Raw genomic sequence first — 24,018 nt, forward strand, 5'->3', positions numbered from 1 at the left:
CTTATATGCTTGTAAGTACATAATTTTTGCAGTCATGACACAAGAAAAGCTCCCTCACAGGAAGGAGCTTTGTCTACAGTCTGAGGCCAGTGGATCAAAATCCACTGACCTTCTTGTATTCCTGTAATTTTTCTTTTGCTGCCGGGGTCAGATTCTTAGGCACCTGAATCTGGATCACGACATACTGATCGCCGTGGGCATTTTTATCCTTCATGGATACCACACCCTTGCCTTTCAGACGGATCTTACTTCCGGACTGCGTACCTTCCTTCACTTTGCACATGACATCGCCGTACAACGTGGGTACACGGATCTCGCCACCCAGGGCTGCGGTAGTATAGGGGATATTGACCGTGGTATACAGATCCTGTCCTCTACGCTCCCAGCCCGGCTTCTCCTGTACCGTCACCTTCAGATACAGGTCACCGCTCTCACCGCCGGAGTAACCTTCACCACCCTTACCTTTCAGGCGGATACTTTTACCGGTATCGATACCTGCCGGAATGTGCACCTGCACGGATTCGGACTTGCCGGTAACCGGATCTCTTAAGGTAAAGGTCTTGTCGCAACCATGCATTGCTTCGTCAAAGCTGATGGTGATGCCGGATTCCACATCCTGACCTTTGCTGCGGTAGTTCGCCCGGCTGCCCCGTCCGGAGCCTTTCTGTCCCTTGAAATACTGACCGAACAGATTGTCAAAAATATCCTCATCCCCGCCGAAGCTGCCGAAATCACCGGTACCGAAACCGCTTCCTCCGGTGCTGTAATGGAACGTGCCGTTGCCAAAGCCGCCGAATCCATCGGTGCCGAAGCCGCCGGTACCTCCATTGTAGTGGAAACCTCCTCCGTTCTTAAACTGCTCCTGATACTGTCTGGCTGCCTCCTCGTTAAATCCCTCCTGGAAAGCAGCAAAACCGTAAGTATCATATAATTTCTTCTTTTTTTCATCCCCCAGCACATCGTAAGCCTCATTGACTTCCTTCAGCTTCTCCTCTGCCACAGGGTCTCCTGCATTGGTATCCGGATGGTATTTTTTCGCCAGCTTCCGGTATGCTTTTTTTATCGCTGCGGCGTCCGCTGTCTTGCTGACACCCAGTACTTCATAATAATCTCTTTTTGTTGTCTTCGTCATATTCCCTCCATTCTGCCCAACCGGTGAGCCACACAACCAAGACGTTTTCCATGTAAAAATCAGCCACACAGTTTCCTGCGCGGCTGACCACTTCACATCTCTTTTCAAACAATTGTCTGCTGTTGCAGTCGCTTGTTCCTCTTACAGAGATTATATTATCACTACTGCTTAGCACTCGCAAGATGTGAGTGCTAAAAAATATATTAAATAATCATAAAATCCATAAACCGGCTATTACAGTTTACCACCCTTAGAACCGCCAAAGCTTGCGGAATTCAAGATGTTGGTATCAAAAGTAAAGGTCAGTCTCTCTTCGGTGCGGGCTCTCTTCAAAGACAGCTGGATCATACGGTCCAAAAGCTCTTTGTAAGGAACGCCCACCGGATCCCACAGATAGAAAGCCAGAGATCCGGGAATGGTATTGATCTCGTTAAAATACAGCTTGCCGTTGTCCTCGTCGATCATAAAGTCGATACGGGACACACCGTTACAGCCCAGTGCCTTGAAAGATCTGACTGCCAGCTCGCGCACCTCTTCTCTCTTCTCGGGAGACAGCTCTGCGGGGATCTTGCGGGATACGCTGGCCATGCCCTTGGAACCGCTGCCTTTGGCATTGCTGACATATTTGTCTTCATAGCTTAAGATATCTTTGGTATGCAGGGGTTCTTCACACTCAGAGGCGATGGCATCATTCTCATCTCCCAGTACGGAGCAGTTGATCTCACGTAAATTGGTGATGGCGTGCTCCACCAGCACTTTGGTCGCATACTTGAACGCATCATCGACGGAGTGGGTCAGTTCCACGCGGTTCTTTGCCACGCTGATACCTACGCTGGAGCCTAAGTTGACAGGTTTTACGATCACCGGATATCCCAGTCCTTTTTCCACTTTGTCGAGCAGAATCTCTATCTGCGCATAATCCGACAGCGTATACAGCTGCGCATCCAGTACCGGAACATCACACTCCTTTAATACAGCTTTCATGATGTATTTGTCCATGCCGATGGCAGATGCGGTCACATCACAGCCCACGAAGGGGATACCCATGGTCTTCAGGTAACCCTGGAAAGCGCCGTCCTCTACGTTGGTACCATGCACTACCGGGAAAGCCACATCGATCTCCACGGCTTTCTTTCCGCCGAACATCTTCACCGGGAACGGAGTCAGGAATACCTTGCCGTCCTCGTTGGTCATGATGACTCTCTGGGACTTTTTCAACAGTTCATCGATATTTTTGTAGGATTCGATCTTGCCGATCTCCTCACCGATGTACATTTCATTGCGCTTGGTCATATAGACCGGGATTACTTCGTATTTGTCAGTATCCATGTTCATGACAGCCTGGATACCGGAGATCACGGATACTTCGTGTTCTACACTCTTGCCGCCAAACAGCATTGCTACTCTTGTCTTCATTTATTTTCCCTCCTGAATTTTCCTACTCTCTGCCAACTATCCGGAACCTCTTTCACAAAATTGCCTCTGAATCTTCTAATAGTTATCCGTCAGGTCATTCTCTAATAAAATATACTTATGTCCCTGCCCTTTAATGGCATAGGCGTAAGATACAGCTTCCTCCAGCTTGTCGAATACCAGGCATTTCTCTTCCGGAAATCCCTTCTCCAGCACGCCCTCCCTGATGGGCTCGGTATGTCGTCTGCCCACTAACAGGATGTAATCGCAGCAATCCGCTGCGTAGTTACCGAATTTATGATTGTATTCCGCTTCCTTATCACCCAGCTCCACCATGCCCGGCGTGATCAGGATCCGGATACCGTCAAACATAGCCAGCGTCTCGACCGCTGCCCTGGAACCTACAGGGTTGGAATTGTAAGCATCATCGATGATCGTCACCAGACCGTGCTCCCGCATCTGCATACGATGGGGTACCGGCTCGATCCGGCGTACCGGGATCCGCAGTTCCTGCAGCGTCATACCCATTTTATGAGCGACCGCGATAGCCCCCACCACATTGATGACATTGTGGGCACCGATGAGACGCATCTGGAATCTCTCGCTCTCGCCGTCCGGGGTCACTACGGTGAACTCCGTACCTAACTGGGATACCTTCACATCTTTGGCACAGTATCCTGTCCCTTCCGTCTCGGAATAATAGAAGATCTTCTCCGGGGTCTGATCATACGCGGGAGAAGCTGCCTGCTGCTGAATATAATCGTTGTCACCGTTCAAGAACAGCATGCCGCCTTCCGGCAGGGCATCCGCCAGCTCGAACTTCGTCTTCTGAATATTCTCCATGTTAAAAAAGGTCTCTAAATGCTGTGGTCCGATAGATGTGATCACACCGTGATCGGGATGCACCATATCGCAGATCTCCTTGATATCGCCCACATGGCGGGCACCCATCTCACAGACAAAAATCTCTGTGGTAGGCTTCAGGGAACCGCGGATGGTCCGCACCACACCCATAGGCGTATTGAAACTCTCCGGTGTCACCAGTACATTATATTTTTCCTGCAATAATGTCTGCAAATAGAACTTTACACTGGTCTTGCCGTAGCTGCCGGTCACACCGATGACGGTAAGTTCCGGGACGCTTTTCAGCTTTCTCACAGCATCATTGATATAATGCTGATTGATCCCCGCCTCCATGGGATGATTGATGACATTCGCCACAATATCCAGAAACAGATTCACAGATACCAGAATCAGGCACAGTCCCGGGATCCGCTTCATTCCGCCCAATCCACACACCAGAGCGAATACCGCAGCCGTAAGGATCAGCTCCGTAGTGAGCAATCTCTTGACCCGGGCAGTATACACCAGCTTTTTCTTCGTATTCATCCGCTTCATGGCACGATATACCACGATGATCACGAACAGTACCAGATACTCGAAGATTTCAAGGGCAAGGTACGGAAACACACAGGTTACAATGCCCAGTGCCAGACCAAAATAGAGAATCCATTGCAGCCGGAACTTCTTCTTCAGCCAGTGAAGGTGTTCTTTATTCTTATAGCCGTTCTGCTGGAACATATGCATATTATACCGCATGGTATAAAAATATGCCGGAACAGCAAGCACGACCGCTATCAGCACACGTATGATCATTGCAAATATGCCTCCATAATTCCCCGGAACTGTGCCGGCTTCTCAAGGAAAGAAAAATGACCGGTTCCCGGGATCACTGCCAGGCCGCAGTTGGGTATCTTCTCTTCCATAATATGTGCATCCCGGATAGGAGTTGCCGTATCCTGATCTCCCCAGATCAGCAGCACTTCCTGACGGATCTTCGGAAGCAGCTCCGTCAGATCCTCATTCACCGCCTTCACCATACACTGACGCATCATGGGTGTCGCATTGCGGTAGTCTGCCGATCCCTGTCGGCTCCTCCAGTCATCGATCACCTCCGGGAACATAGCATAGATCAGCTTCATGTTCAGGAATTTCTTCAGGATCTTGTACTTGCGGATCTTCCATTTCTGTGCAGTAGTCCGCACCGGCAGGACACCGGCACTGTCGATCAGGATAATGTTAGTGATCTCAAAAGGGATGCTCTCTCTGGCTGCCAGCTTGATGATCACTCGTCCGCCGTAGGAATGCCCGATGAGGGTGGCCTGCTTTACCTGCATTACTTCCATAAATCTGCAGAAAAAATCCGCAAATCCGTCCACATCCCAGGGTTCCTTCGGTTCATCGCTGCCGCCGAAGCCCGGGAAATCAAACTGGATCACACGGTACCTGCTGCCGTCTATCACACCGGCTACGGAATCATACACTCCCAGATCCGTCCCCCAGCCCTGTAAGATCACGACTGTCTTATCGCCGGTACCGGTTGTTTTATAACATATATTATATCCGTCTACTACTATATTCATTGAAAACCTCAATTCAGTGTCATTGCTGTTACAATCTTTTATTATAATCGGAATCTGCTACAATGGCAACCGAAAACAAATCCGTTTATTTCCTCAGGTTTCGTCCTCCGTGTCCAGTCCCTGCATCAGAATACGATTCCATTCCGCATTATTACTTTCCAGTTCTTTCTTCTGCATAATACGATTGCGGTCACTTAAGATCGCCAGCATTTCGTCCGCGATCTCCTCCGGCGGCAGATCAGAATAATGACACAGATAACCGATCATACGGCTCGCCGTAAAATCCGTATTCAGATTCTTCGTCACCAGATCACAGAAGGACTCCGGATACCCGCGGGATAGGAGCATTTTATATAATTGCATACTTTGGGGAGATCTTGGTTTCATATTTATTCTACGCCTTCTTAATATGGAAGATCACGCCGCTCTTGGGGTAGATCCACTCGTCCTTGATCGCAATGTCATAGAGTCCGGCTCTCTGGATGCAGGCTCCGACATTGGCAGTGCTTTCCTTATTGAGATAGGAATACATAGTGACATCCATTCCATTCTTGTATTTCAGCTTGATATGGGGCTCCTTGGTCGGATCCACCAGAGTCACCTCGAAAATAGAGTTCCATACCCGGGGCATCTTGAAATAGATGCTGACTAGATGCTCCCCGCTTGCCTCGTTGCGGTCAAAATCCAACTTGAATTTCAGGATAAATCCGTTGCTCTTGCGTTCTACTTCAAACTGCGCTTCGTCGTCATTATCTCCGCTGTTGTCAATTCGCAAAATCGGCATGAACAGATCATTGATCACATCCCGGACCTTGTCCGCGGGAATACTGTTGATGAAGTCCACAGCCTCCGGTTTCACCACCAGATCCTCATTGAAAATGCTCTTGGTAAAATCCGCATCCTGTCCGGTCTCCAGCAATCCACCGTCCAGACTCTTTTTATCATAGGCAAATCCAAGTCTGATCACATCGCCCGTGTAGTTCTCGTCTGTTCCTCCCAGACATTTTACGCTGAACTTCAATTCCTCATCGATCAGGTAATACTTTCCGTCTGTGGCTCCGGGGAAACCGGCTTTCACATATTCCTCTGTCAGATTCGGCTCCAGATTGATCGTGTAATCGAACATTTTCCGGATCCTGGCGCCTCTTGCCCTGTCAAAATATTTCTCCATATTGGTAGAAAGCATATCCACCGCATCTTCATCCTTTATCATGGAGGTAATGGTGGATTTCAGGAAAGTCTTTTTATCTTCATCGCTGAAGGAATCCAGGATCTCCGGCTCCCCCATCAGCGTCTTGGTGATCTGCTGGGAGGTCTCTCTGGCGTAGGCATCCTGGGTCAGCTTGTTATTCAGTATATCGAATAACAGAAATGCCGCCAGCACACCGATGAGATTCCCCACGATATTGTCAATCAGGTCATCCAGCGTGTAACCGTTCTTCAGTGCCAGATAGGTATATCCCACAAACACCAGCAACAGTGCGATCAACACCAGTACCATAGTGGCGGACAAGGTGTCCATCACACTTTTTTTCTTCTTTTGTTTCTGATTATCCATGAATTTCCTCCCTCGTAAATACACCCTCATAGATGGCCGGCTGTTTCCTGTAATATGCCCAGAACCGGTCACCGTAATCATAATGCCACCATTCCGACGGCAGATTGGTAAATCCCGCATCTATCATAGCATAATAAAGCAGACGGCGATTTTCACGGACCTGCTCGTCCTCTGCCCCCTGTACATGCTCCGGTGCCTCAAAATACGCTGCACAGGTCTTATCCGTAAAAGCATCGAATCCACATCCCATAGGAAGCTCTCTGCCCTCCGGATCCAGAAGCGTCAGATCAATGGCTCCTCCGGTGGTATGGGCGGGAGGCACCTTTGTATCCGGTACCGGGTCCGAGACAAATTTGCAGATCGCAGCTCTCCTTTTTGCCTCCGGCAACTCTTCTAAACGAAAATCCCGGATGATGTCCACAGAATACTTTTCAAACAATTCATGCTGCAGCGCAAAGGGGCGCCAGGCATCCCAGATGCGGAACCGGTAACCATCCGGCAGATTCCCCGCCGCCTTCACCAGCCTCTCATACATCTCCTTACGGACGAAGCACTTCTCTTCCGCATGGTCCATATGCAGGATCGGATACAGCATTTTCACATCCCACAGATCACAACTTTTCAATTCTATAAACGCGGAATCCACAAACGCACTGTCTATATAGCGCTCCGGATCCCCGATCACCGGTATCGGCCTCATGGGATCAGCCTCCTTATTATTTATATTTATCATAATACCCCTTTTCCACTAAATATGGCAAGTGTCTGGTGCATCAAAAAAGAGACTGCATATCAAAATAGCAGTCTCTTTTTTATTTTCGTTTACAGATTTTCACCGTTCGATTCAATCACCTCGCGGTACCAGTATGCGGAGTCCTTAAGGATCCTCTTTTGAGTGGTGTAATCCACATAGATTAGTCCGAATCTCTCCGTATAACCGTTGTTCCACTCCATGTTATCGATAGCTGACCAGGCAAAATAACCCCAGATATCAGTTCCCTCCTCTGCCGCTTTTTTCAGGCAGCTTAAATAGCGGTGCATAAAGTCGATTCGCATAGGATCATGAACCTTACCGTCCAGGAATACCCAGTCGGGACAGGACAGTCCGTTCTCCGTAATTACGATGGGAAGTTTGTATTTTTCCTGCAGGAACTTCGGTACATAATACAGACTCTCCGGTGTCACCTGCCACTTCATTGCAGTCACCGGTGCTCCGCAGGGATTCTTCGCCTCGCGATATCCCCCCTGACCATCCGATTCCACTCGTCCGCTCTGGTAGACATTGATTCCCAGGAAATCCAACGGTTCCGAGATCAGTTTCAGGTCTTCCGGATTCCGTAACTCCTCCGGGCAATTCTCGCCATAGGCTTCCATGCCTTTCTCCGGATAATGTCCTAAAATGACGGGATCCAGCCACCAGGAGACTGCCCACAGGTCCTTCGTATCTTCCCACAGGGTGGCAATTCTTGCTGCTTTCACATCCTCAGGTTGGTCGCTTACAGGCACCGAACTTCCGAAGCAGAATGCCACACCGATCTCAGGCTTTTTCTTCGCATATTTTCGGATGACCTGCACCGCTCTGCCGTGGGCTTTCAGGTGATTATGGATTGCCAGCAGATACTCCGGCTCGGTGAGCCGTAACTTCGGAGCACAGTTTCCCTGCACATGTCCGATAATCAGATGGCACTGGGGCTCATTTAATGTCATCCAGTGGGACACTCTGTCGGAGAGTCTGTCCACGATTACCTTCGTATATTCTGCAAACCACTCGGGGCTCTCGGGATTCTGCCATCCCCCGCGAATCTGTAATTGCTGGGGAAAATCCCAGTGGAATAAAGTAACCCAGGGTTCAATTTCCGCCTCTAGCAAAGCATCCACCAAATCACTGTAAAACTGCAGTCCTTTTTCATTCACCCGTCCCGTACCGTCTGGCAATACTCTGGACCAGCTGATGGAAAAGCGGAATGCTTTCAGTCCCATATTCTTCATTCTCTGAATGTCTTCCTCATAATGATGGTAAAAATCACAAGACACATCACCTGTCTCTCCGTCTAAAATATTCTGTTTTCCTTCAGGGTTCTTACGCGTGTCATGGCAATGCACATCCCAAACGGATTCTCCTCTGCCGTCCTCATAAGCGGCTCCTTCAATCTGGTAAGCTGCTGTTGCCGCGCCCCAAGCAAAATCTTTGCGAAAGCTCATTCCGTTTCCTCCTTATTTATCCTTTTACTGCTCCGATGACAATACCTTTGACAAAGTACTTCTGGAAGAATGGGTAGACACACATGATAGGCAGTGCTCCCATAACCGCCACTGCCATACGAATGGAAATGGAGGGCATCTTCATGGTACTTGCTCCGGCTGCGGAAGCCTTTTTTATCATCTCAATATCATCCATCATCTTCTTCAGCAATACCTGAATACTGTACAGATTATCCCGGTTCACATAGTACAGACCATTCAGCCAGTCATTCCAGTAAGACAGTCCGATCAGCAGTACCAACGTCACGATAATGGGTTTCGACATAGGAAGTACTACTTTAGTGAGGATGTAGAGTTCTCCACCACCGTCGATCCTTGCCGCTTCGAGGACTTCCTCCGGGATGTTTGTCGTAAAGTATGTGCGCATCATAATGACATTAAATGCGTTTAACAACAAACCGGGAACGATCAGAGCAAATATCGTATTTTTAATATGGAACATCTGTGTCCACATCATGTAGCCAGGCACTAGTCCACCGTTGAACAACATGGTAAAGAAAATATAAAAGGCAAAAATATTTCTTCCTGGCAGATTTTTTCTGGACAGCGGGTAAGCGTATAAAGTAGTCAGCATCAGGCTCGTCAGTGTTCCCACAATTGTCACGAAAAAGGATATTGCGTAGCCTCTGACAATGGAGGTACTGTCCATCAGCAAATATTTATAGGCGGACAGGTCGATCTCCGTGGGCCAGAACCGGTAGCCTGTCTTCACCAGTGCCGTCTCTGAAGTGATGGAAGAACTGAGCAACAGTATAAACGGCATGACACACATCAGAGACAATATAATTAATACGGTATTGATTACAACCTGGTATTTTGTATCTTTTATGACCATAATCTCATCTCCTTAAAACAGTGCATTTTCACGGCTGACCTTGCGGACGATCATATTGGCGGTCAGTACCAGAATGAATCCAACGATGGACTGATAGAAGCCTGCTGCCGCAGACATACCCACGTTGTTCAGTGTTGTTAGTCCGCGATATACATAAGTGTCGATCGTATTGGTCACATCGATCAAGGCTCCGCTGTTCATGGGTACCTGATAAAACAGGCCGAAGTCTGAATAGAAAATACGTCCGATGGACATCAGCACCAGCGTGATGATTGTGGGTTTCAGACTGGATAGTGTCACATATCTGACCTGCTGCCATCTGGTAGCTCCGTCAATCACCGCCGCTTCATAATAGGTCTTGTCGATTCCCACCACCGTTGCGAAATAGATGATGCTGCTGTAGCCGAAATTTTTCCATAGATAGACAAATGTAATAATTAAAGGCCAATACTTTGGCTGTGAATACCAGGCGATGCCATTCTTGCCCAAAGGCTCCAAAATAGAGTTATTAATGAATCCGTTCTGTGTATTTAAAAAGCCATATACAATATAACTGACGATGACTGTGGAGATCAGATAAGGGATCAGAATCAGCGTCTGATATAGTTTTTTCTTCGTCTTGGATCTCACGTCATTTAACAGAATTGCTACCGTAATGGCCAGGATATTCCCCAGGATAATAAATATTGCATTATATAATAATGTGTTTCTGGTAATATTCAGTGCATCTTTTGTGGCAAATAGATAAGTAAAGTTGTCAAGTCCGATCTTCGGGCTCTTAAACATTCCCAGTTTGTAATCATATTTTTCAAATGCCATGATCAGTCCCGCCATGGGGATATAGTTGTTGATAAAAATGTATACAGCACCGGGGATCAACATGAGATATAAAGGAAGATAACGTCTCCATTTTACGAAAGTACTCTTCTTATTCATGAGTATTACCTGTTCCTTTCTTTTGAAAGAGGTCCCACCAAAGAACTGGCGGGACCTCTTTTGGCTTCAAAGCTTATATTTTAGGTTTGGACGATTATTTTTATGATTTGTAGTGCTTTAGTTCTGCTCTGCAAGCCATGCATCCAGCTGTGCCTGCTTAGCTTCGATAATGGTGTTGATACCTGCTGCATCCAGTTCCTGATTCATCTGGGGGATAGCTGTCTCAGGATCCAAACATCCGGTCAACAGACCTGCACGATATTTCTCTACTACATTGTTACATGCAGTTACTTCATTCAGTACTTCCGAATTATCCCATACAAATCCTTTTGCAGGAGAGGGCTGTGCATTCTTATTGAACTCACCCAGTTGCTCCCATACATCAGGATCATCACCTTCCCATACATAGGTAATCTGTTCATTAGGCCAAGCCCAACCTACGGAAGAGTATGAAGTATTGGAAGAATCCACACCTTCCGGATAGGTGATCACACCCTTGCTCTCATCTGCGAATACCCAGTTGTCGCCTTCGATACCGTTAACTAACAGGTTGGATACTTCAGGGTTGGTGTACATCAAATTCAGCATCTGCATTGCCTTTTCAGGGTTCTTGCTGTTATTAGCAATGCACCAGCTTGCATTTACCATGCTTGTGGTAGAATGGGGTGCACCGTTCTCCATCTGTACTACTACGATGTCTTTACCGCATTTTCTTGTCTCTTCTGCTTCAAATCCTGCCTTGAAGGAAGTGAAAGTACCAAAACCGACACCTGAGTTGAAGAATTCCTGATACCCTTCTGTGGTATTGACTGCATCCGGCATCATCAGACCTTCCTGTGCCCATTGGTATACCCACTTGCAATATTCCTTGAAGGAATCTGTATCGTAGAAATTCACTACTTGGGTACTGTCGGAAAGTGCATTTTCCAGTACGCCCAGATCATCACTCAGCACGTCACATGCCCATGCCGGATAGATCATTGTTCCGGTGTTGGGAACCAGGGGATACATATCCGGATATGCTTCTTTTACTTTTCTTAGATTGGCATCCAAATCTTCGTAAGTCCATGGAGTGGAGTAGTCGATTCCCAATTCATCCGCAATGGATTTTACCATTTCAAAGCCACGCCCCTGTGCCTTATCCTTGTTCATCGGTACTCCGTAGATACTTCCGGATACGGTAGAGCACCGCCAGTCATCCTCGGAGATACCGGACAATACATCCGGTGCATATTCTGCCAGCAGATCATCCATGGCAACAATCTGGTTTGTAGTTGCCATGGTGGACATGGATACCTGCCAAGGCATTGCGAAGAACAAATCCAGATCTTCTCCGGAAGCCAGTGCCAGATTCAGCTGCTCTGAGTTTACACCAGTCAGAAGGTTTACTTTTACACCTATGGCGGGCTCTGTGATCTCGCTTACTGCTGCCGCAACCTTTTCTGCAGCCTCCGTGGTGGAATTATTGAACGCGTAGATGGTAATGGTGGTCACATCATCATTTGACGCTGCCGTCTGTGTGCTTCCTGCCACACTGTCTGCGCCTGCACTCTGTGAAGCGTTGTTATCTGCGGTAGATCCGCATCCTGCAAGAGTCGTTACTGCCATCGCGGTAGCAAGTCCTGTTGCCAATAACTTTTTGATTTTCATAAGTTTCTTCTCCCTTCGTAGGTCTTCATTGATGATGAGTTCATTATAAAAAAATCCCACAATCGTATCTATCTGTTAAAAATGTTGTTTGTGTCAAAAAAATAAGTTTTTTTACTTTCCGCATTCCGGAATATCAAAAATGTCACATTCTATTGTAAAAAATGTGACATTTTGAAAATACTATTCGTTTGTGCGCCCGATCTCTTCCCGATCCTCCGTAGGCGAAACCCCGTTGATTTTCTTATAGCTTTGGGAAAAATGGGAAAAGTTGGTATATCCCACTTTCATGGCGATCACACTGATGGGTAACACCGTCTCTCGGACCATGTTCCGGGCAAGTGTCATTTTCTCTGAGATAATATATTCTTTTAATGACATTCCCGTTTTGTTTTTAAACAACACAGAAATATAATTGGCGTTCAGGTGCACCGCATCGGCAATATCATCCCTCTTGATATCCTCATCCATGTGGCTTCGGATGTATTGGAATATCTCATCGATCTGGGTCTCCTTCCCCGACTCCGTATTCCGCAGTTCATGCAGTCTCGCCGTCACATATTTTACCAGCCATAGCGTATCTTCCGTGTAAGCATAGGCAGACATGGCACGTTGCATGATCTCTTCCTCCGGGAACAACTGCTCCATATCCATATTTAATTTCTGGAGTACCAGATAGATTACACCCATAATCTTCTGGTAAAACCGCATCAAATTTTTGGAATTCAGTTGATCCTCCGCCGCCAATCTCTGCAAGGTATCCGAAGCGTCTTTTACCACGGTATCATACAGTTCATTTTCCAGAAGTTGTACCCAGTTCTCGCAGTAGTGTTCCTCTGCTTTCCGTTCCTTCTGCTTGCTCTCCTGCACATTGTAGATTCCTTCTTTGCGTCCAACATTGTTCTGGTCGGCTTTTTTCAGAATCCGCACTAGTTCCCAGACCGCCTGCCGATCCTCCAATGCACCGTAATATATGGCAACTCCACAGTCGAAAAATTTCTGAAAGGTAATCTGAAAACGCTCCATCTGATGATACATGGATTCTTCATTCAGTTCTGCTGCACTGTCGGTGCACAGAAGTACATAATAGATTCCCTTTTCCTGCTGGCAGAGAAGTGCTTTCCAGGCGTAAGGGTAGAACAGTTCTTCCAGCACATTGGAAATCGTATCATATAACAGCGTCTGATCCCAGTTCTCCAGTCCCTTTCCCCAACGAACCACATCCAGCAGGCTCAGTCTGGAATTTTCCGTCACACAGATTCCTATTTCTTCGAGGTTGTGCATGGCTATTTCCTTGTCATTCTTCTCCTCCGAGAACAGATCCGCCAACATTGCCCCCAGGACAACCCCCTTTTTATTCTTCAGCAGCTGTCCGTAGCGGGAATCCTCGTTGACCCGCTGTTTCATCCGGATCTTCTCCGTCGCTCTTCCCACGGCATCCTCGATCTCTTCATATCTCGCAGGCTGTAAAATATAGTCAAAGCTTCCCAGCGCCACAGCCTCTTTGGCATACAGGAAGTCCGCATGTGCCGTCAGGAAGATCGTCTCCACATCTATTTCCTGCTTTCTACACCATGCCAACAGGCTCAGCCCGTTTTCCACCGGCATTTCAATGTCGCACAGCATGATATCCACCGGCTTCTCCAACAGGACCTGTTTTGCTTCATAGGCATTATATGCCTTGTATATCTGCGAAATCCCCAGACGATCCCAATGCACCCCAAACATGACACCGCTTACCACATTGATCTGATCATCTACTATTAATACATTAATATTTTCCATAGGGTAAATACATCTCCACACAAGCTCCGTTCGAGTTGCTATATAATATTGTTGCTTTTTCCTCATAACGTATTTTAATACGTTTCCAGACATTCTGGATACCGATCCCCACGGTCTTCTCTTCTGCGAATTCTTCCTTGTTCAGAAAATGCAGTACATCTTCCGGAAAACCGGGACCGTTGTCCAGAATCGTAATACACACATAAGTATCCTCCGGCGTCTCTCCAGGGAGTAACGATACCCGAATACTGATGAGCAGTGTTTTTTGGGACTGTACACCGTATTTCACTGCATTCTCCACGAAAGTCAGCACCGACAACGGCAGGATCTGAAATTCTTCCAGTTTTTCGTCCACGGCAATGTTGTAATTCACCGGTACGGACAACCCCAGCTGTGACAGTTTCAGGTAGGATTCCACACTCTCCATCTCTTTCCGGACACTAATGGTATCTTCCTCATAAGTAATCACTTTTCTGAGGTAAGAAGACAGCGCCAGCGTCAGTTCCTGAATGGAGTGGTATTCCTTCTGCTCCGCCAGCGCATAGAAATTCTTCAGGCAGTTCAGAAAAAAGTGGGGGCGGATCTGAATCTGTAAATACTGAATCGTTGCATTCTGAATCCTGCGCTCCTGCTCATAGGCATCGATCTTCAGCTTCTGGATCTGATCCATCATGTGATTAAAGGTAGTCGCCATCAGACGGAATTCCTCCACATCACTGTTTTCCTCCGCATAGGCATTCAGATCACCCTCAGCGATCTCTTCCATGGTTGCTTTCAATCCCTCTAAGGGTGCCACGAAGAAACGATACATATAAAAATACAGAATCGGGATCAGCAGAATAAAAATAAAGCTGCAAAACAGCAGAAACCACTGCAAAGCTCCCATATAGTTCCAGAAGCTTCCGTAGGGACTGATGTAATACTGCACCAGATCACCGTAGGGCAGTTGCTCATGCACCACAAGGTATCGCTCCATTCCTTTCCCCGTGATGTAATAACCCTTGGAATTCTGTTTCAGTTCGATCTGTTTCTCTTCCAACAGATTTTTCTGATTCAGCGCCTGTCCGTCCTGCGTTGCATAGACCAGATAAGACGATCTTCCCTCAACTTCCGAGGAGGGCTTCATAAACTGGTCGAAATCCATGACCGCACCGATATACATCGAGCCGTATTTCAGAATCCGGATCAGGAAATAGTCATCCCCCACCGGAATCACATACCAGTCACTATTCAGTTCCCCCTGCTTCATCTCCTCATAAACAGCCCGACATATTCCAGACTGTTTGGTCTGCACATAGCGAGTACCCGTGGCATGTTTGATCCGGACCAGATCGTTACTCTCCGAATAAAATTCCAGTGCCACCAGTCCATCCACATCCGAAGTCAGATATTTTGTAAAATCTTCCAGAATGTTCTGCCCGCACAGATAAGCCTGTAATGACTCCAACGGATAATTGAGTCTCCTGAAATCATTTCCTACCATTTCCGAGATCATATAAGACTGGACCGTTTTAATACTTTTCTCATAAAATTGTTCGTAAATATAGCCGGTACCGGCTGCGCTCTGGGCAGCCTGCCGGTTCAGCGCTGTCATAGAATAAATATTATATATGATCAGTGTCACCGCAAGAGGCAGCACCATAGCGCATACGGTCAGCAATAAACGTTTTCTTACTCTTTTCATTTCTTTATAATGTTATACTTTCAGATTCTTATTACGGTCTGACCGGCGTACCAGCCGGCAGACGGCTGAACAGCCAACCCCGCTTCCTCAAAACCGGAGAATTCCTGGATGCCAAATATAGTCCAGCACCAGTTTAGCATAAGACCACACAAATAACAAATAAAATATTCCTGTTTGCCATTTCCCGCAAGGCTTGTTAAAATGAGGATATGAAAAAGAAAAATTTATGTAAAACGTTAGTAAAAACCATGTGTATCGTGCTGGGGATCCTCATCCTCGCACTGTTGGCTTACATCGTCTACCTCTATGCCAGTTATTACAGGATCGAGGACAATCAGGAACTGGTGGTGGAGGCACCGGTCGACGATACTACCACAGGTGCGGCTGCGGTGCTGGCTACGGATACGGAATATTCCGCAGTGACCTACAACATCGGTTTCGGTGCTTATCTGCCGGATTACAGCTTCTTCATGGACGGCGGTACCTCCTCCTGGGCGGAGAGCCCGGAGACCGTACAGTATGCCATAAACGGTGCGGGAGAGCTGGTGAAGTCATTAGACCCGGATTTTGCGCTGATCCAGGAGATCGATCTGGATGCCACCAGAAGCTATCATACGAATGAATACGAAATGCTGCGTCAGAGTCTGTCCGGGTACACTACGGTATTTGCACAGAATTATGATTCCGCTTTCCTGTTTTATCCGTTTACCCAGCCCCACGGTAGCAGCAAATCCGGTCTCGGCCTGTTTTCCAAGTACCCGGTGTCTTCTGCTCTGCGCCGAAGCTTCCCCATCTCCACTTCCTTCAGCAAGTTCTTCGATCTGGACCGCTGCTACAGCGTCTCCCGGATCCCGGTGGATAACGGGAAAGAACTGGTGATTTTCAATCTGCACATGTCCGCCTACGGCAACAGCGATGCCATCCGCCAGGGACAGATTGAGATGCTGTGCAATGATATGGCAAAAGAATACGAAGCCGGCAATTATATGCTCTGCGGCGGCGACTTTAACCACGACCTGAAGGCTTCCGAGGAAGATGCGGAAAACTGTGAGTCCTGGGCTTTTCCTTTTCCCAGAACCGAACTGCCGGAGCATTTTGCCTTCTGTCTGGATCTATTGAGTTCTGAGGAACAGGCGGCACTTTGGAACAGTGCCAGAAACGCAGATATGGAATATGTCCCCGGTGTAACTTATACCGTAACTTTGGACGGATTTATTATCTCCGACAATATCGAGTGCCTGTCCTATGAGAATGTAAACACCGGCTATTCCTACTCCGACCATGATCCCGTGAAGATGGAGTTCATGTTAAAATAGTGTCAAGATTTACAAAGTCTGTTGACAGTGCTTGTCCTTTTTTGTAGAATGAGGGCACAGTTAAGAGGGAGTAGTTCCCGGATGGTTTCTGATAGAATGGTAACCCAGAATGGTAACCGAATGATACATGAAGCTGTCCGGAATGATAATCGTCATCACGTCCGTCGGACCGGTTATTATTGTAAGTAACGAGACTTTTATCGATCATTTTTGATGCGGTAAAAGTCTCTATTTTTATACTTTTTTCTAAGAATACAGACGCTTGCTGCAGGAAAGGACAGCTTATGGAATACATATTGTTACTCGTAGGATTTATACTTCTGATCAAAGGTGCAGACTTTTTCGTGGAGGGAAGCTCCTCCCTGGCGGGGATCCTGAAGGTCCCCAGCGTCATCATCGGACTGACCATCGTGGCCATGGGCACCAGCGCGCCGGAGGCTTCCGTCAGCATCAATGCTGCCCTGGCTGGCAGTAATGATATCGCCATCAGTAATGTCGTCGGATCAAATATCTTCAATGGTCTGGTGGTGGTAGGTATCTGTGCATTCCTGCACAGCTTTATGCCCCACGGAGAGATCCTGAAGCGGGATATGCCGTTAAATATCCTGGTAACTGTCGTATTATGTCTGATGTTTTTCGATGGCAGCTTAAGCCGCATTGAAGGTGCTGTCCTGTTGCTGGGCATGATCGTATATCTGGGATTTATGATCTATTCTGCCCGGAAAAACAGAGAAGAGGGCGAACCCGGCAAGATTCTCTCTCTTCCCCGCAGCCTTTTGTATATTGCCGGAGGTCTGGCTGCCGTTATCTTCGGTGGGGATCTGGTGGTAGATAAAGCCTGCATCATAGCTACGAATTTTGGTGTCAGTCAGAATTTCATCGGACTGACCATTATCGCCATCGGCACCTCCCTGCCTGAGCTGGTGACCTCCATCGTTGCCACGAAAAAGGGAGACAGCGGGCTGGCGCTGGGCAATGCCATCGGCTCCAACCTGTTCAACATCCTGTTTATCCTCGGAATGTCCGCGGTAATCAGCCCTCTGCATGTCCTCGGAGAGTCCGTCATCGACACCGTACTGCTCCTTGGCAGTGCCATTCTGCTTTTCGTATTCGCCCGTACCGGCAGACGCATGACCCGCAGTGAGGGGGCTGTGTGCGTTCTTCTGTATGTTGCATATACGGCTTACCTCTTCGTGAGATAACAGTGTGGCTATAGACGCACTAAAAAAGCGCACCTGGGGGAGGTGCGCTTTTTTATCCTATTCAGGCTATTTGTGGCAGATATCTCTCCACTGGCAGTCTCCGCAGATGACCTTGCCATATCCCGGCTGCAGAATCTTCTCTTCCACGATCCGCTCAAATTCCGCAAAAGTCATTTCCTGCCCTGCCTTTAATCCGGTGTATTTCAATACACCCGCATCATACCGGTCTACCTTCTCCGCAGACTCGCAGCTGCCACCCTTATTATGGGGGCAGGCGCTGCAGATCTCATCCGTCGCTCCGACCAGCTGCAGGGATGCCAGTCCATTTTTCCCCAGAAGCCATTCCTTCACCTCCGCCATATGCTTAGTGAACCCTTCACTGTATCCCTTCCCTTCGAAAAAATACAGGCACATGCCGTGATGCGGACGGATCCGGTAAGTTGTTGTCACTTCCATATCCAGTGTATCCTTTATTCCTGTCCGTTCAGCTTCAGGGCCTTAGACAGTCTCTTGCTCAGTGTCAGTGCCAGTGCGATCTTCACCAGATCCGGAATGATGAAAGGAATAACGCACCAGCCCAGAACGGTAGCAAGGCCGACTGCACCGGAGTTCTGTGCGTATACCACCATGAACCACACCGTTCCGATAGCATAGCACACGATCAGACCCAGTACCATGGACACACCAAGCACCCATGTCTTACGTCCGAACAGCTTCTCGATCAGCCACATTACTAATGCAGAGAATAAAAATCCGACAATGTAACCACCGGTGTTACCCAGCAGAACACCGATACCACCGGAGAACCCGGCGAATACAGGAATACCTACTGCACCCAGTAAAATATAGATCAATACCGCAAGGCTTCCTCTCTTACCACCCAGTACGCCGACTGCCAGGAATACTGCGAAGGTCTGTAATGTAAAAGGAACCGTCATCGGGATGGAGATCCAGGAGCAGATCGCGATCAGAACCGCAAATACCGCAATGTACACCATGTCATAAGTCTTGCTACGAGTTGTTGTCTGTGTTGTCATAATAAAAAACCATGCCTTTCTGTCAGATGTCTTTTATAAAAACCTCTGTTAGAATAGCATGGTGTTTTTCAATTGTCAACCTTTTTATAATATGGTTAACAATTGAGTAGATTCTCTGGTCAGGACTGCTTCATCGCCTTCTTATTCCGGTACATATCCTCATCTGCACGCTCACGCACCTTCTCCGGATCCGTATCATCCGCCGTGAATACAGCATACCCATAGGCAATTCCCACAGGAACGGGAATGATGTTCTTATGATTCAAGATCTCTACATCCTGATCGATCTTATGCATCACACGTTCTATCTTAAAATATCTTCCCTTCGGAATGATACAGCAGAATTCATCTCCGCCAATGCGATAACATTTCCCATAGCGTTCACAATTGTCCTCTATGATATGTGCCGCGTTGATAATATACTCATCCCCTACCCTATGGCCATATTGATCGTTACACTGCTTAAGATTATTCAGGTCAAAGGTCACTATGACATACCCTTCAAAATCCTTCTCATTTTTCACAAAATAATCATAAGCATTTCGATTGTACATGCCGGTCATGGAATCATTCAGGGCAAACTGTTCCAGCTCCTCCACCCTGCGACCTTTTTTCAGCCGGGCAACCGTCTGTCTGGCGGATTCTATTCCCAGCACCACAATAAAGATCAAGAAAGAGATTCTGCCAAAGACACCTACATCATTGCTGGTTTTATAATAACCACTCACATCTACAATGGTAGCAAAAAATACAAGCAGCAGTGCCCCTACACATGCCTTCAGCCTCTGATCCAGCTGCCTTCTGGCAATTTTGCTACAGATGACCACCAGCAGGTATAGAATCATCAGAATGATCAACGCATGCGTCATCCACAGGCTTCTCCGGAACTCATATATCTCTGTTGCATTCAGTATATGCGTCAGGACGATCAATGCCAGATTAGCATTACAGATAATTCTACAAAACCGGTCATCCCTGATCTCCAGAAAGCTCTTCACAAACAGGATAAAGGACATCGGCAACAGCATGAGCGTAGCAAATGCCAGATAAGAGCATCCCTGCCTGTTGGCCAGGAGCAGCGTTGCCACATCCGTCTCATTGGCCGACCATGTTCCAAGCAGGATCGAAAAAATACCCAGATACAATAAGGTTCCGTCGATCCGGCTTCCGCAGCGGATAACGATCCAATAAATACTAATATACAATCCTATCAGTATCACCATCATGCTGATGAGAAAGGCAGGCATTGCCCGGCGCATCACCCAACGATAGATATTATAGCCGCCACCGATATAAAACGTCTTCTGCTGGCCTGCCGTTTCCGGATAACAAGGGGTGAACTGTACCTGCAAGCTGCTCACATTACTTGAAAACCTGACAATATTCCAAGTCCAGCCCGGAGTATTTCCCCATATGCCGGGTACAGCATCCAGCTGATAGATCAGCTTCCCATCTGCATACACCACAATCTCCTGATGTGTCGAATAAAACACGATCGAGTTCGTCTCATCATCGTTTTGATCCAATATAAAATCGTACAGCTCCCTGCCGTCATCCAAGACGCTGACTGCGTCCGGCGTACATGCCTGTAATGGCTTTACCTCCGGCACACTGTCTGAGGTGCAGATCATGCACAGAAGCACCATAGCAAATACGACTGATACAATTATAATAAGCTTTCCCTGTTCCTTCTCCATTACTTCCCTCAATATCCAACGATCCGTTTGGTACTATAGTACTAATTTTCTTATTATTTGTCAACACAGTATCGTATCTATCTCACGTTTGAAAATATTATAATTCTGCTCATCCCGGAGGGAACAATATATGGCCAGTTCTATGGTTTTAAAACATTTTCTGTAACGAGCGATCACATTGGAAAACGCAGCTGCCACAGCCTCCGGATCATTCTCAAAAGCTCCGCATCCGAACGCCCCCAGAATGACCACTTCATTGCCTCCCGCCACGGCCACATCCAGAATTCTGGTCAGACGCTTCTCATGCAATGCCTGCTGCTGTGCTCTCGTCATCTTCACGGTCTTATTACCGTCTCCGAGATTCATCCCATTGGCCGGGAGCAGACGCAGATTCGGTGCTGCACAGGTGATCACATTCACAGAATACCAATCTGATTCCGGAAGTGGTGCCGGTGACGCAGTATCGGATTTGAATACAATGACTTCCGGCGTATAGATGCAGTCATCATTGTGGATCGGATCCTGCGCATATCTGTGTGGAGAATAAAAGCCTGCCCACATTTCCTTCGTATTCAGACAAAAATACAGGGTGGAGCAGCGGCACAGGCATTCCTCCTGGGCAGAGCTTCCCTTGGTCACACCACCTCCGGGATTCGTCGCTGATGCAAAATTGTGAACACATACCCTTTCTCCCGGATACCCGGCAGCTGCCTCATAGCTTCGCTTCTTCGACACTATGATTTCCGCATCCTTCTCATATCTGTCACGATTCTGTGCAAGCTCCGGCATCAGGTCCGTGACTTCCATCATCTCCGGGATCAGCACCTGTTCTGCCACAGAGCGCTTCACTGCCTCTTGCAGCCCCGGATCTTCCTTTACCCGTTTTTCTGTATCCTGAAAAATTCTAACATTCTCATCCCTTGCCATGATCCGTTTCTCCTCCCATCTGTCCCGGCACTGGCACTGCAACTGCACTTTCCTTCTGTTCCAGCGGCAGTATCGCATAGTATACCAGCGTGTGCTTGTCATCCGGCTGACAGTCCCGGTGATAATGGCCGAAATACCAATGCCTGTAATGCAGCTTCTGTTCCAAAGACCCCAGATAGTCCGTCAGCAGATCCGGGGCACAGGAGCGTCCCGTCCCGGCATTGATCCGGTCCTGCAGCGTGCTGGCACAACAGTGTGTGATCACATAATCTACCTCGTAGTGATATCGTTCCAGATTGCGCAGGCCCTCCTGCAGTTCTCCCTCTGTCGGCAGCTCCTGGGGCCACCAGCTTTCCTGAAGGATCCGGTAGGGAAGATAATTCCGGTCTGCCCTGCGCTTCTGTTCTGCGAAATCCACCGTCTGACGATCCAGAATTCCTCCCTGAATGTCATGGGAAGATGCCCCTCCGAAAGTGAAAAAGGTCTTGCCGTCAATCTCGAAGACCTGTCCCCGTTCCAGCAATATCACCTTGTCCCGGATAATGTGCCGCGCTTTCCCGCCATGCCATTCTTCCAGCGGATATTCCCCGATCATATCATAGTTTTCATGGTTTCCCTGTACCCACAGAATGGTGTAAGGTTTCTCCGCAAAATTTTTACAATGATACTCAAAAGTTTTATCCTTCGCCCAGCACAGTCCAAAATCTCCGCAGATAATGATGTAATCTTCTTTTGTCAGTTCCATGCCGGTTCTCCGTAATCTTTTCGCGGAAAATTTTGTGAAATCCCCGTGGGTATCTCCCGTTATGTAAATCATACTGCTCTCCCTGTGCACCTTCTCTTCCATTCCGCACTATGCGGCATTTCCCCAGATATGACTAGAAGAGGGCACCAGGTCCTCTTCTACCAAAAGCTCCATCGGGCTTACACGATACAAAATAGCTAAAGCAATCAAATTGTCGGCCTGGGGAAAGCACTTTCCGGCTTCCCATTTATACACGGCCTGCGTAGATTCAAAGCCCATGTATTCCATGACCTGCTTCACGGAGATCTTCCGCTCCTGACGGATTGCTCTCATCCGTGCGCCGCTGGCCACAATGTCAAAATGCGGTCTTCCCATCATACGCCTCCTTCCGATGCCGTACAGCATCCAGTTGCATATCCGTCTTTCCGTAGACTTTTACTATAACACAAAGAATCTCTTTTGCCTATTAACCGTTGGTTAAATTATCACAAAATTTCCTACCAGTACTGTTCTCCCCAGTATCTGGTCAGAATCCTCTCCATGTTGGCTCTCCCACCGGGTTGGCCGTATGGATCTCCACCGGATAAAAGGTCTCACGTTCTGCCAGCCATAATTTCATAGTCCTCTCTCCCACATCATTTCCAGGTTATCTTCCGTTCCTGGCAACACTGCGCGTATCCTGTCCGGTAACAATATCACGCGTTTCCCGCACTGAGGGCATACTGCCGCATGGAATGTCTCTCCGGTCTCTACAGACCGGTATTTTTTGATCGTCGGTCCCTCTTCGACATCCATCCACATGAAACGATGGCTGCAGGAAGGACAAATCACTTCACGTACCTGCATTTTTGTTCCTCATCCTATGGGCTCTCTTGCTCTCTCCTTGCTGTAGGATAATATTAGCATACTGCATGGAAAGAAATACCGTTTCAGGTAAAGTTTACAGGAGTTATTCCAATCATTGTGTGTGATAAACTTCCATACCTGACTTGCCAATGTTATATCACCACACCACAACAATGATCTACTTCATGTTGGATGATCTGGGCTGTCCAGCCGGTGTATTTGCCATGCTGTTTCCTGAAATTGCTATCCAGGTAATCCACTTCAATCTCTTCGTATCTCGTGCAGGGTCTCACACCTTCCAGTGACAGACATCCTTCCTCTGTCTGGTACGGACGCAGCTTTTTCGTGATCACCGGATTGATCATGGCAAATTGAAACGGGCCTGCTGCCACTGCAATAATATTTTTCCGAACCCCTATCATATTTGCCGCCATTCCGACACAATGATCCAGATTCGCTCTCAGAGTATCCAGCAGATCTGTCACTACCTGTGCGTCCACCTCCGTGGCATTCTCGGATTTCTGTGTTAAAAACATTGGATCGCGTGTGATTTTCTTTATCATTTGTTTTACA

Annotated in this window: 23 protein-coding genes; 2 read left to right on the plus strand and 21 right to left on the minus strand. The window is 47.6% G+C overall.

Going from position 1 to position 24,018, the window contains the following annotated elements; all coding sequences use genetic code 11:
• Positions 1-94 precede the first annotated feature (94 nt).
• The 13 genes from OCV96_RS18415 to OCV96_RS18475 all read right to left on the minus strand — a co-directional run bounded on the left by OCV96_RS18415 (position 95) and on the right by OCV96_RS18475 (position 15,675).
• On the minus strand, positions 95-1,132 hold the full coding sequence (locus OCV96_RS18415; protein WP_227733513.1) for a DnaJ C-terminal domain-containing protein: 1,038 nt from the start codon (positions 1,130-1,132) through the stop codon (positions 95-97).
• A gap of 234 nt (positions 1,133-1,366) precedes the next feature.
• Positions 1,367-2,548 (minus strand): D-alanine--D-alanine ligase family protein, encoded by a 1,182-nt coding sequence (locus OCV96_RS18420; protein ID WP_227733512.1) that lies wholly within the window; start codon positions 2,546-2,548, stop codon positions 1,367-1,369.
• A gap of 75 nt (positions 2,549-2,623) precedes the next feature.
• On the minus strand, positions 2,624-4,201 hold the full coding sequence (locus OCV96_RS18425; protein WP_227733511.1) for a UDP-N-acetylmuramoyl-tripeptide--D-alanyl-D-alanine ligase: 1,578 nt from the start codon (positions 4,199-4,201) through the stop codon (positions 2,624-2,626).
• Complete coding sequence (locus OCV96_RS18430) at positions 4,198-4,968, minus strand: alpha/beta fold hydrolase (protein WP_118502165.1); 771 nt, start codon at positions 4,966-4,968, stop codon at positions 4,198-4,200. Before OCV96_RS18430 ends, OCV96_RS18425 begins: the two co-directional genes overlap by 4 nt.
• Positions 4,969-5,061: 93 nt before the next feature.
• Positions 5,062-5,355 carry a hypothetical protein gene (locus tag OCV96_RS18435; RefSeq protein WP_022312961.1) on the minus strand — a complete coding sequence of 98 codons (294 nt, stop codon included), beginning with the start codon at positions 5,353-5,355 and terminating at the stop codon, positions 5,062-5,064.
• A gap of 7 nt (positions 5,356-5,362) precedes the next feature.
• Positions 5,363-6,526, minus strand: coding sequence for a hypothetical protein (locus OCV96_RS18440; protein ID WP_022312960.1), 1,164 nt, complete (start codon positions 6,524-6,526; stop codon positions 5,363-5,365).
• Positions 6,519-7,226 carry a M15 family metallopeptidase gene (locus tag OCV96_RS18445; protein WP_262595113.1) on the minus strand — a complete coding sequence of 236 codons (708 nt, stop codon included), beginning with the start codon at positions 7,224-7,226 and terminating at the stop codon, positions 6,519-6,521. Before OCV96_RS18445 ends, OCV96_RS18440 begins: the two co-directional genes overlap by 8 nt.
• A 122-nt stretch (positions 7,227-7,348) precedes the next feature.
• Positions 7,349-8,728 (minus strand): GH1 family beta-glucosidase, encoded by a 1,380-nt coding sequence (locus tag OCV96_RS18450; protein ID WP_262595114.1) that lies wholly within the window; start codon positions 8,726-8,728, stop codon positions 7,349-7,351.
• Positions 8,729-8,744: 16 nt separating this feature from the next.
• Entirely contained in the window at positions 8,745-9,623 is an 879-nt protein-coding gene (locus OCV96_RS18455; RefSeq protein WP_118537447.1) for a carbohydrate ABC transporter permease, read from the minus strand.
• A gap of 12 nt (positions 9,624-9,635) precedes the next feature.
• Entirely contained in the window at positions 9,636-10,559 is a 924-nt protein-coding gene (locus OCV96_RS18460) for an ABC transporter permease (RefSeq protein WP_262595115.1), read from the minus strand.
• Positions 10,560-10,676: 117 nt separating this feature from the next.
• Positions 10,677-12,209, minus strand: a complete 1,533-nt coding sequence (locus OCV96_RS18465; RefSeq protein ID WP_262595116.1) for an ABC transporter substrate-binding protein — start codon at positions 12,207-12,209, stop codon at positions 10,677-10,679.
• A 180-nt stretch (positions 12,210-12,389) separates the two neighbouring features.
• Complete coding sequence (locus tag OCV96_RS18470) at positions 12,390-13,991, minus strand: response regulator transcription factor (protein ID WP_262595117.1); 1,602 nt, start codon at positions 13,989-13,991, stop codon at positions 12,390-12,392.
• Complete coding sequence (locus tag OCV96_RS18475; RefSeq protein WP_262595118.1) at positions 13,978-15,675, minus strand: sensor histidine kinase; 1,698 nt, start codon at positions 15,673-15,675, stop codon at positions 13,978-13,980. The genes OCV96_RS18470 and OCV96_RS18475 overlap by 14 nt, the downstream gene beginning before the upstream one ends.
• Positions 15,676-15,884: 209 nt before the next feature.
• Between OCV96_RS18475 and OCV96_RS18480 the strand changes: the two genes are divergently transcribed.
• Both OCV96_RS18480 and OCV96_RS18485 read left to right on the plus strand, forming a co-directional pair.
• Complete coding sequence (locus tag OCV96_RS18480) at positions 15,885-16,991, plus strand: endonuclease/exonuclease/phosphatase family protein (RefSeq protein WP_262595119.1); 1,107 nt, start codon at positions 15,885-15,887, stop codon at positions 16,989-16,991.
• 284 nt (positions 16,992-17,275) lie between these two features.
• Positions 17,276-18,193 carry a calcium/sodium antiporter gene (locus tag OCV96_RS18485; protein WP_262595120.1) on the plus strand — a complete coding sequence of 306 codons (918 nt, stop codon included), beginning with the start codon at positions 17,276-17,278 and terminating at the stop codon, positions 18,191-18,193.
• 66 nt (positions 18,194-18,259) lie between these two features.
• Here OCV96_RS18485 and OCV96_RS18490 read toward each other — a convergent pair whose 3' ends face one another.
• The 8 genes from OCV96_RS18490 to OCV96_RS18525 all read right to left on the minus strand — a co-directional run bounded on the left by OCV96_RS18490 (position 18,260) and on the right by OCV96_RS18525 (position 24,008).
• The gene (locus tag OCV96_RS18490; protein ID WP_262595121.1) at positions 18,260-18,649 is read right to left on the minus strand and encodes a DUF1284 domain-containing protein; all 390 of its coding nucleotides are present in this window, start codon (positions 18,647-18,649) and stop codon (positions 18,260-18,262) included.
• 14 nt (positions 18,650-18,663) lie between these two features.
• Positions 18,664-19,230 (minus strand): biotin transporter BioY, encoded by a 567-nt coding sequence (locus OCV96_RS18495; protein ID WP_022312952.1) that lies wholly within the window; start codon positions 19,228-19,230, stop codon positions 18,664-18,666.
• Positions 19,231-19,349: 119 nt separating this feature from the next.
• The gene (locus tag OCV96_RS18500) at positions 19,350-20,927 is read right to left on the minus strand and encodes a GGDEF domain-containing protein (RefSeq protein ID WP_262595122.1); all 1,578 of its coding nucleotides are present in this window, start codon (positions 20,925-20,927) and stop codon (positions 19,350-19,352) included.
• A gap of 60 nt (positions 20,928-20,987) precedes the next feature.
• The gene (locus OCV96_RS18505) at positions 20,988-21,854 is read right to left on the minus strand and encodes a TIGR02452 family protein (RefSeq protein ID WP_262595123.1); all 867 of its coding nucleotides are present in this window, start codon (positions 21,852-21,854) and stop codon (positions 20,988-20,990) included.
• Positions 21,841-22,671 carry a metallophosphoesterase gene (locus tag OCV96_RS18510; protein ID WP_262595124.1) on the minus strand — a complete coding sequence of 277 codons (831 nt, stop codon included), beginning with the start codon at positions 22,669-22,671 and terminating at the stop codon, positions 21,841-21,843. The genes OCV96_RS18505 and OCV96_RS18510 overlap by 14 nt, the downstream gene beginning before the upstream one ends.
• A gap of 36 nt (positions 22,672-22,707) precedes the next feature.
• On the minus strand, positions 22,708-22,977 hold the full coding sequence (locus OCV96_RS18515) for a helix-turn-helix domain-containing protein (RefSeq protein WP_262595125.1): 270 nt from the start codon (positions 22,975-22,977) through the stop codon (positions 22,708-22,710).
• A gap of 237 nt (positions 22,978-23,214) precedes the next feature.
• Positions 23,215-23,445: a CpXC domain-containing protein gene (locus OCV96_RS18520; protein ID WP_262595126.1), complete on the minus strand. Its 231-nt coding sequence runs from the start codon at positions 23,443-23,445 to the stop codon at positions 23,215-23,217.
• Positions 23,446-23,597: 152 nt separating this feature from the next.
• Positions 23,598-24,008 carry a peptide deformylase gene (locus tag OCV96_RS18525; RefSeq protein ID WP_262595127.1) on the minus strand — a complete coding sequence of 137 codons (411 nt, stop codon included), beginning with the start codon at positions 24,006-24,008 and terminating at the stop codon, positions 23,598-23,600.
• Positions 24,009-24,018 lie beyond the last annotated feature (10 nt).

The sequence above is a fragment of the Waltera acetigignens genome, from assembly GCF_025567015.1.
GTDB classification, from domain to species: Bacteria; Bacillota; Clostridia; order Lachnospirales; family Lachnospiraceae; genus Acetatifactor; species Acetatifactor acetigignens.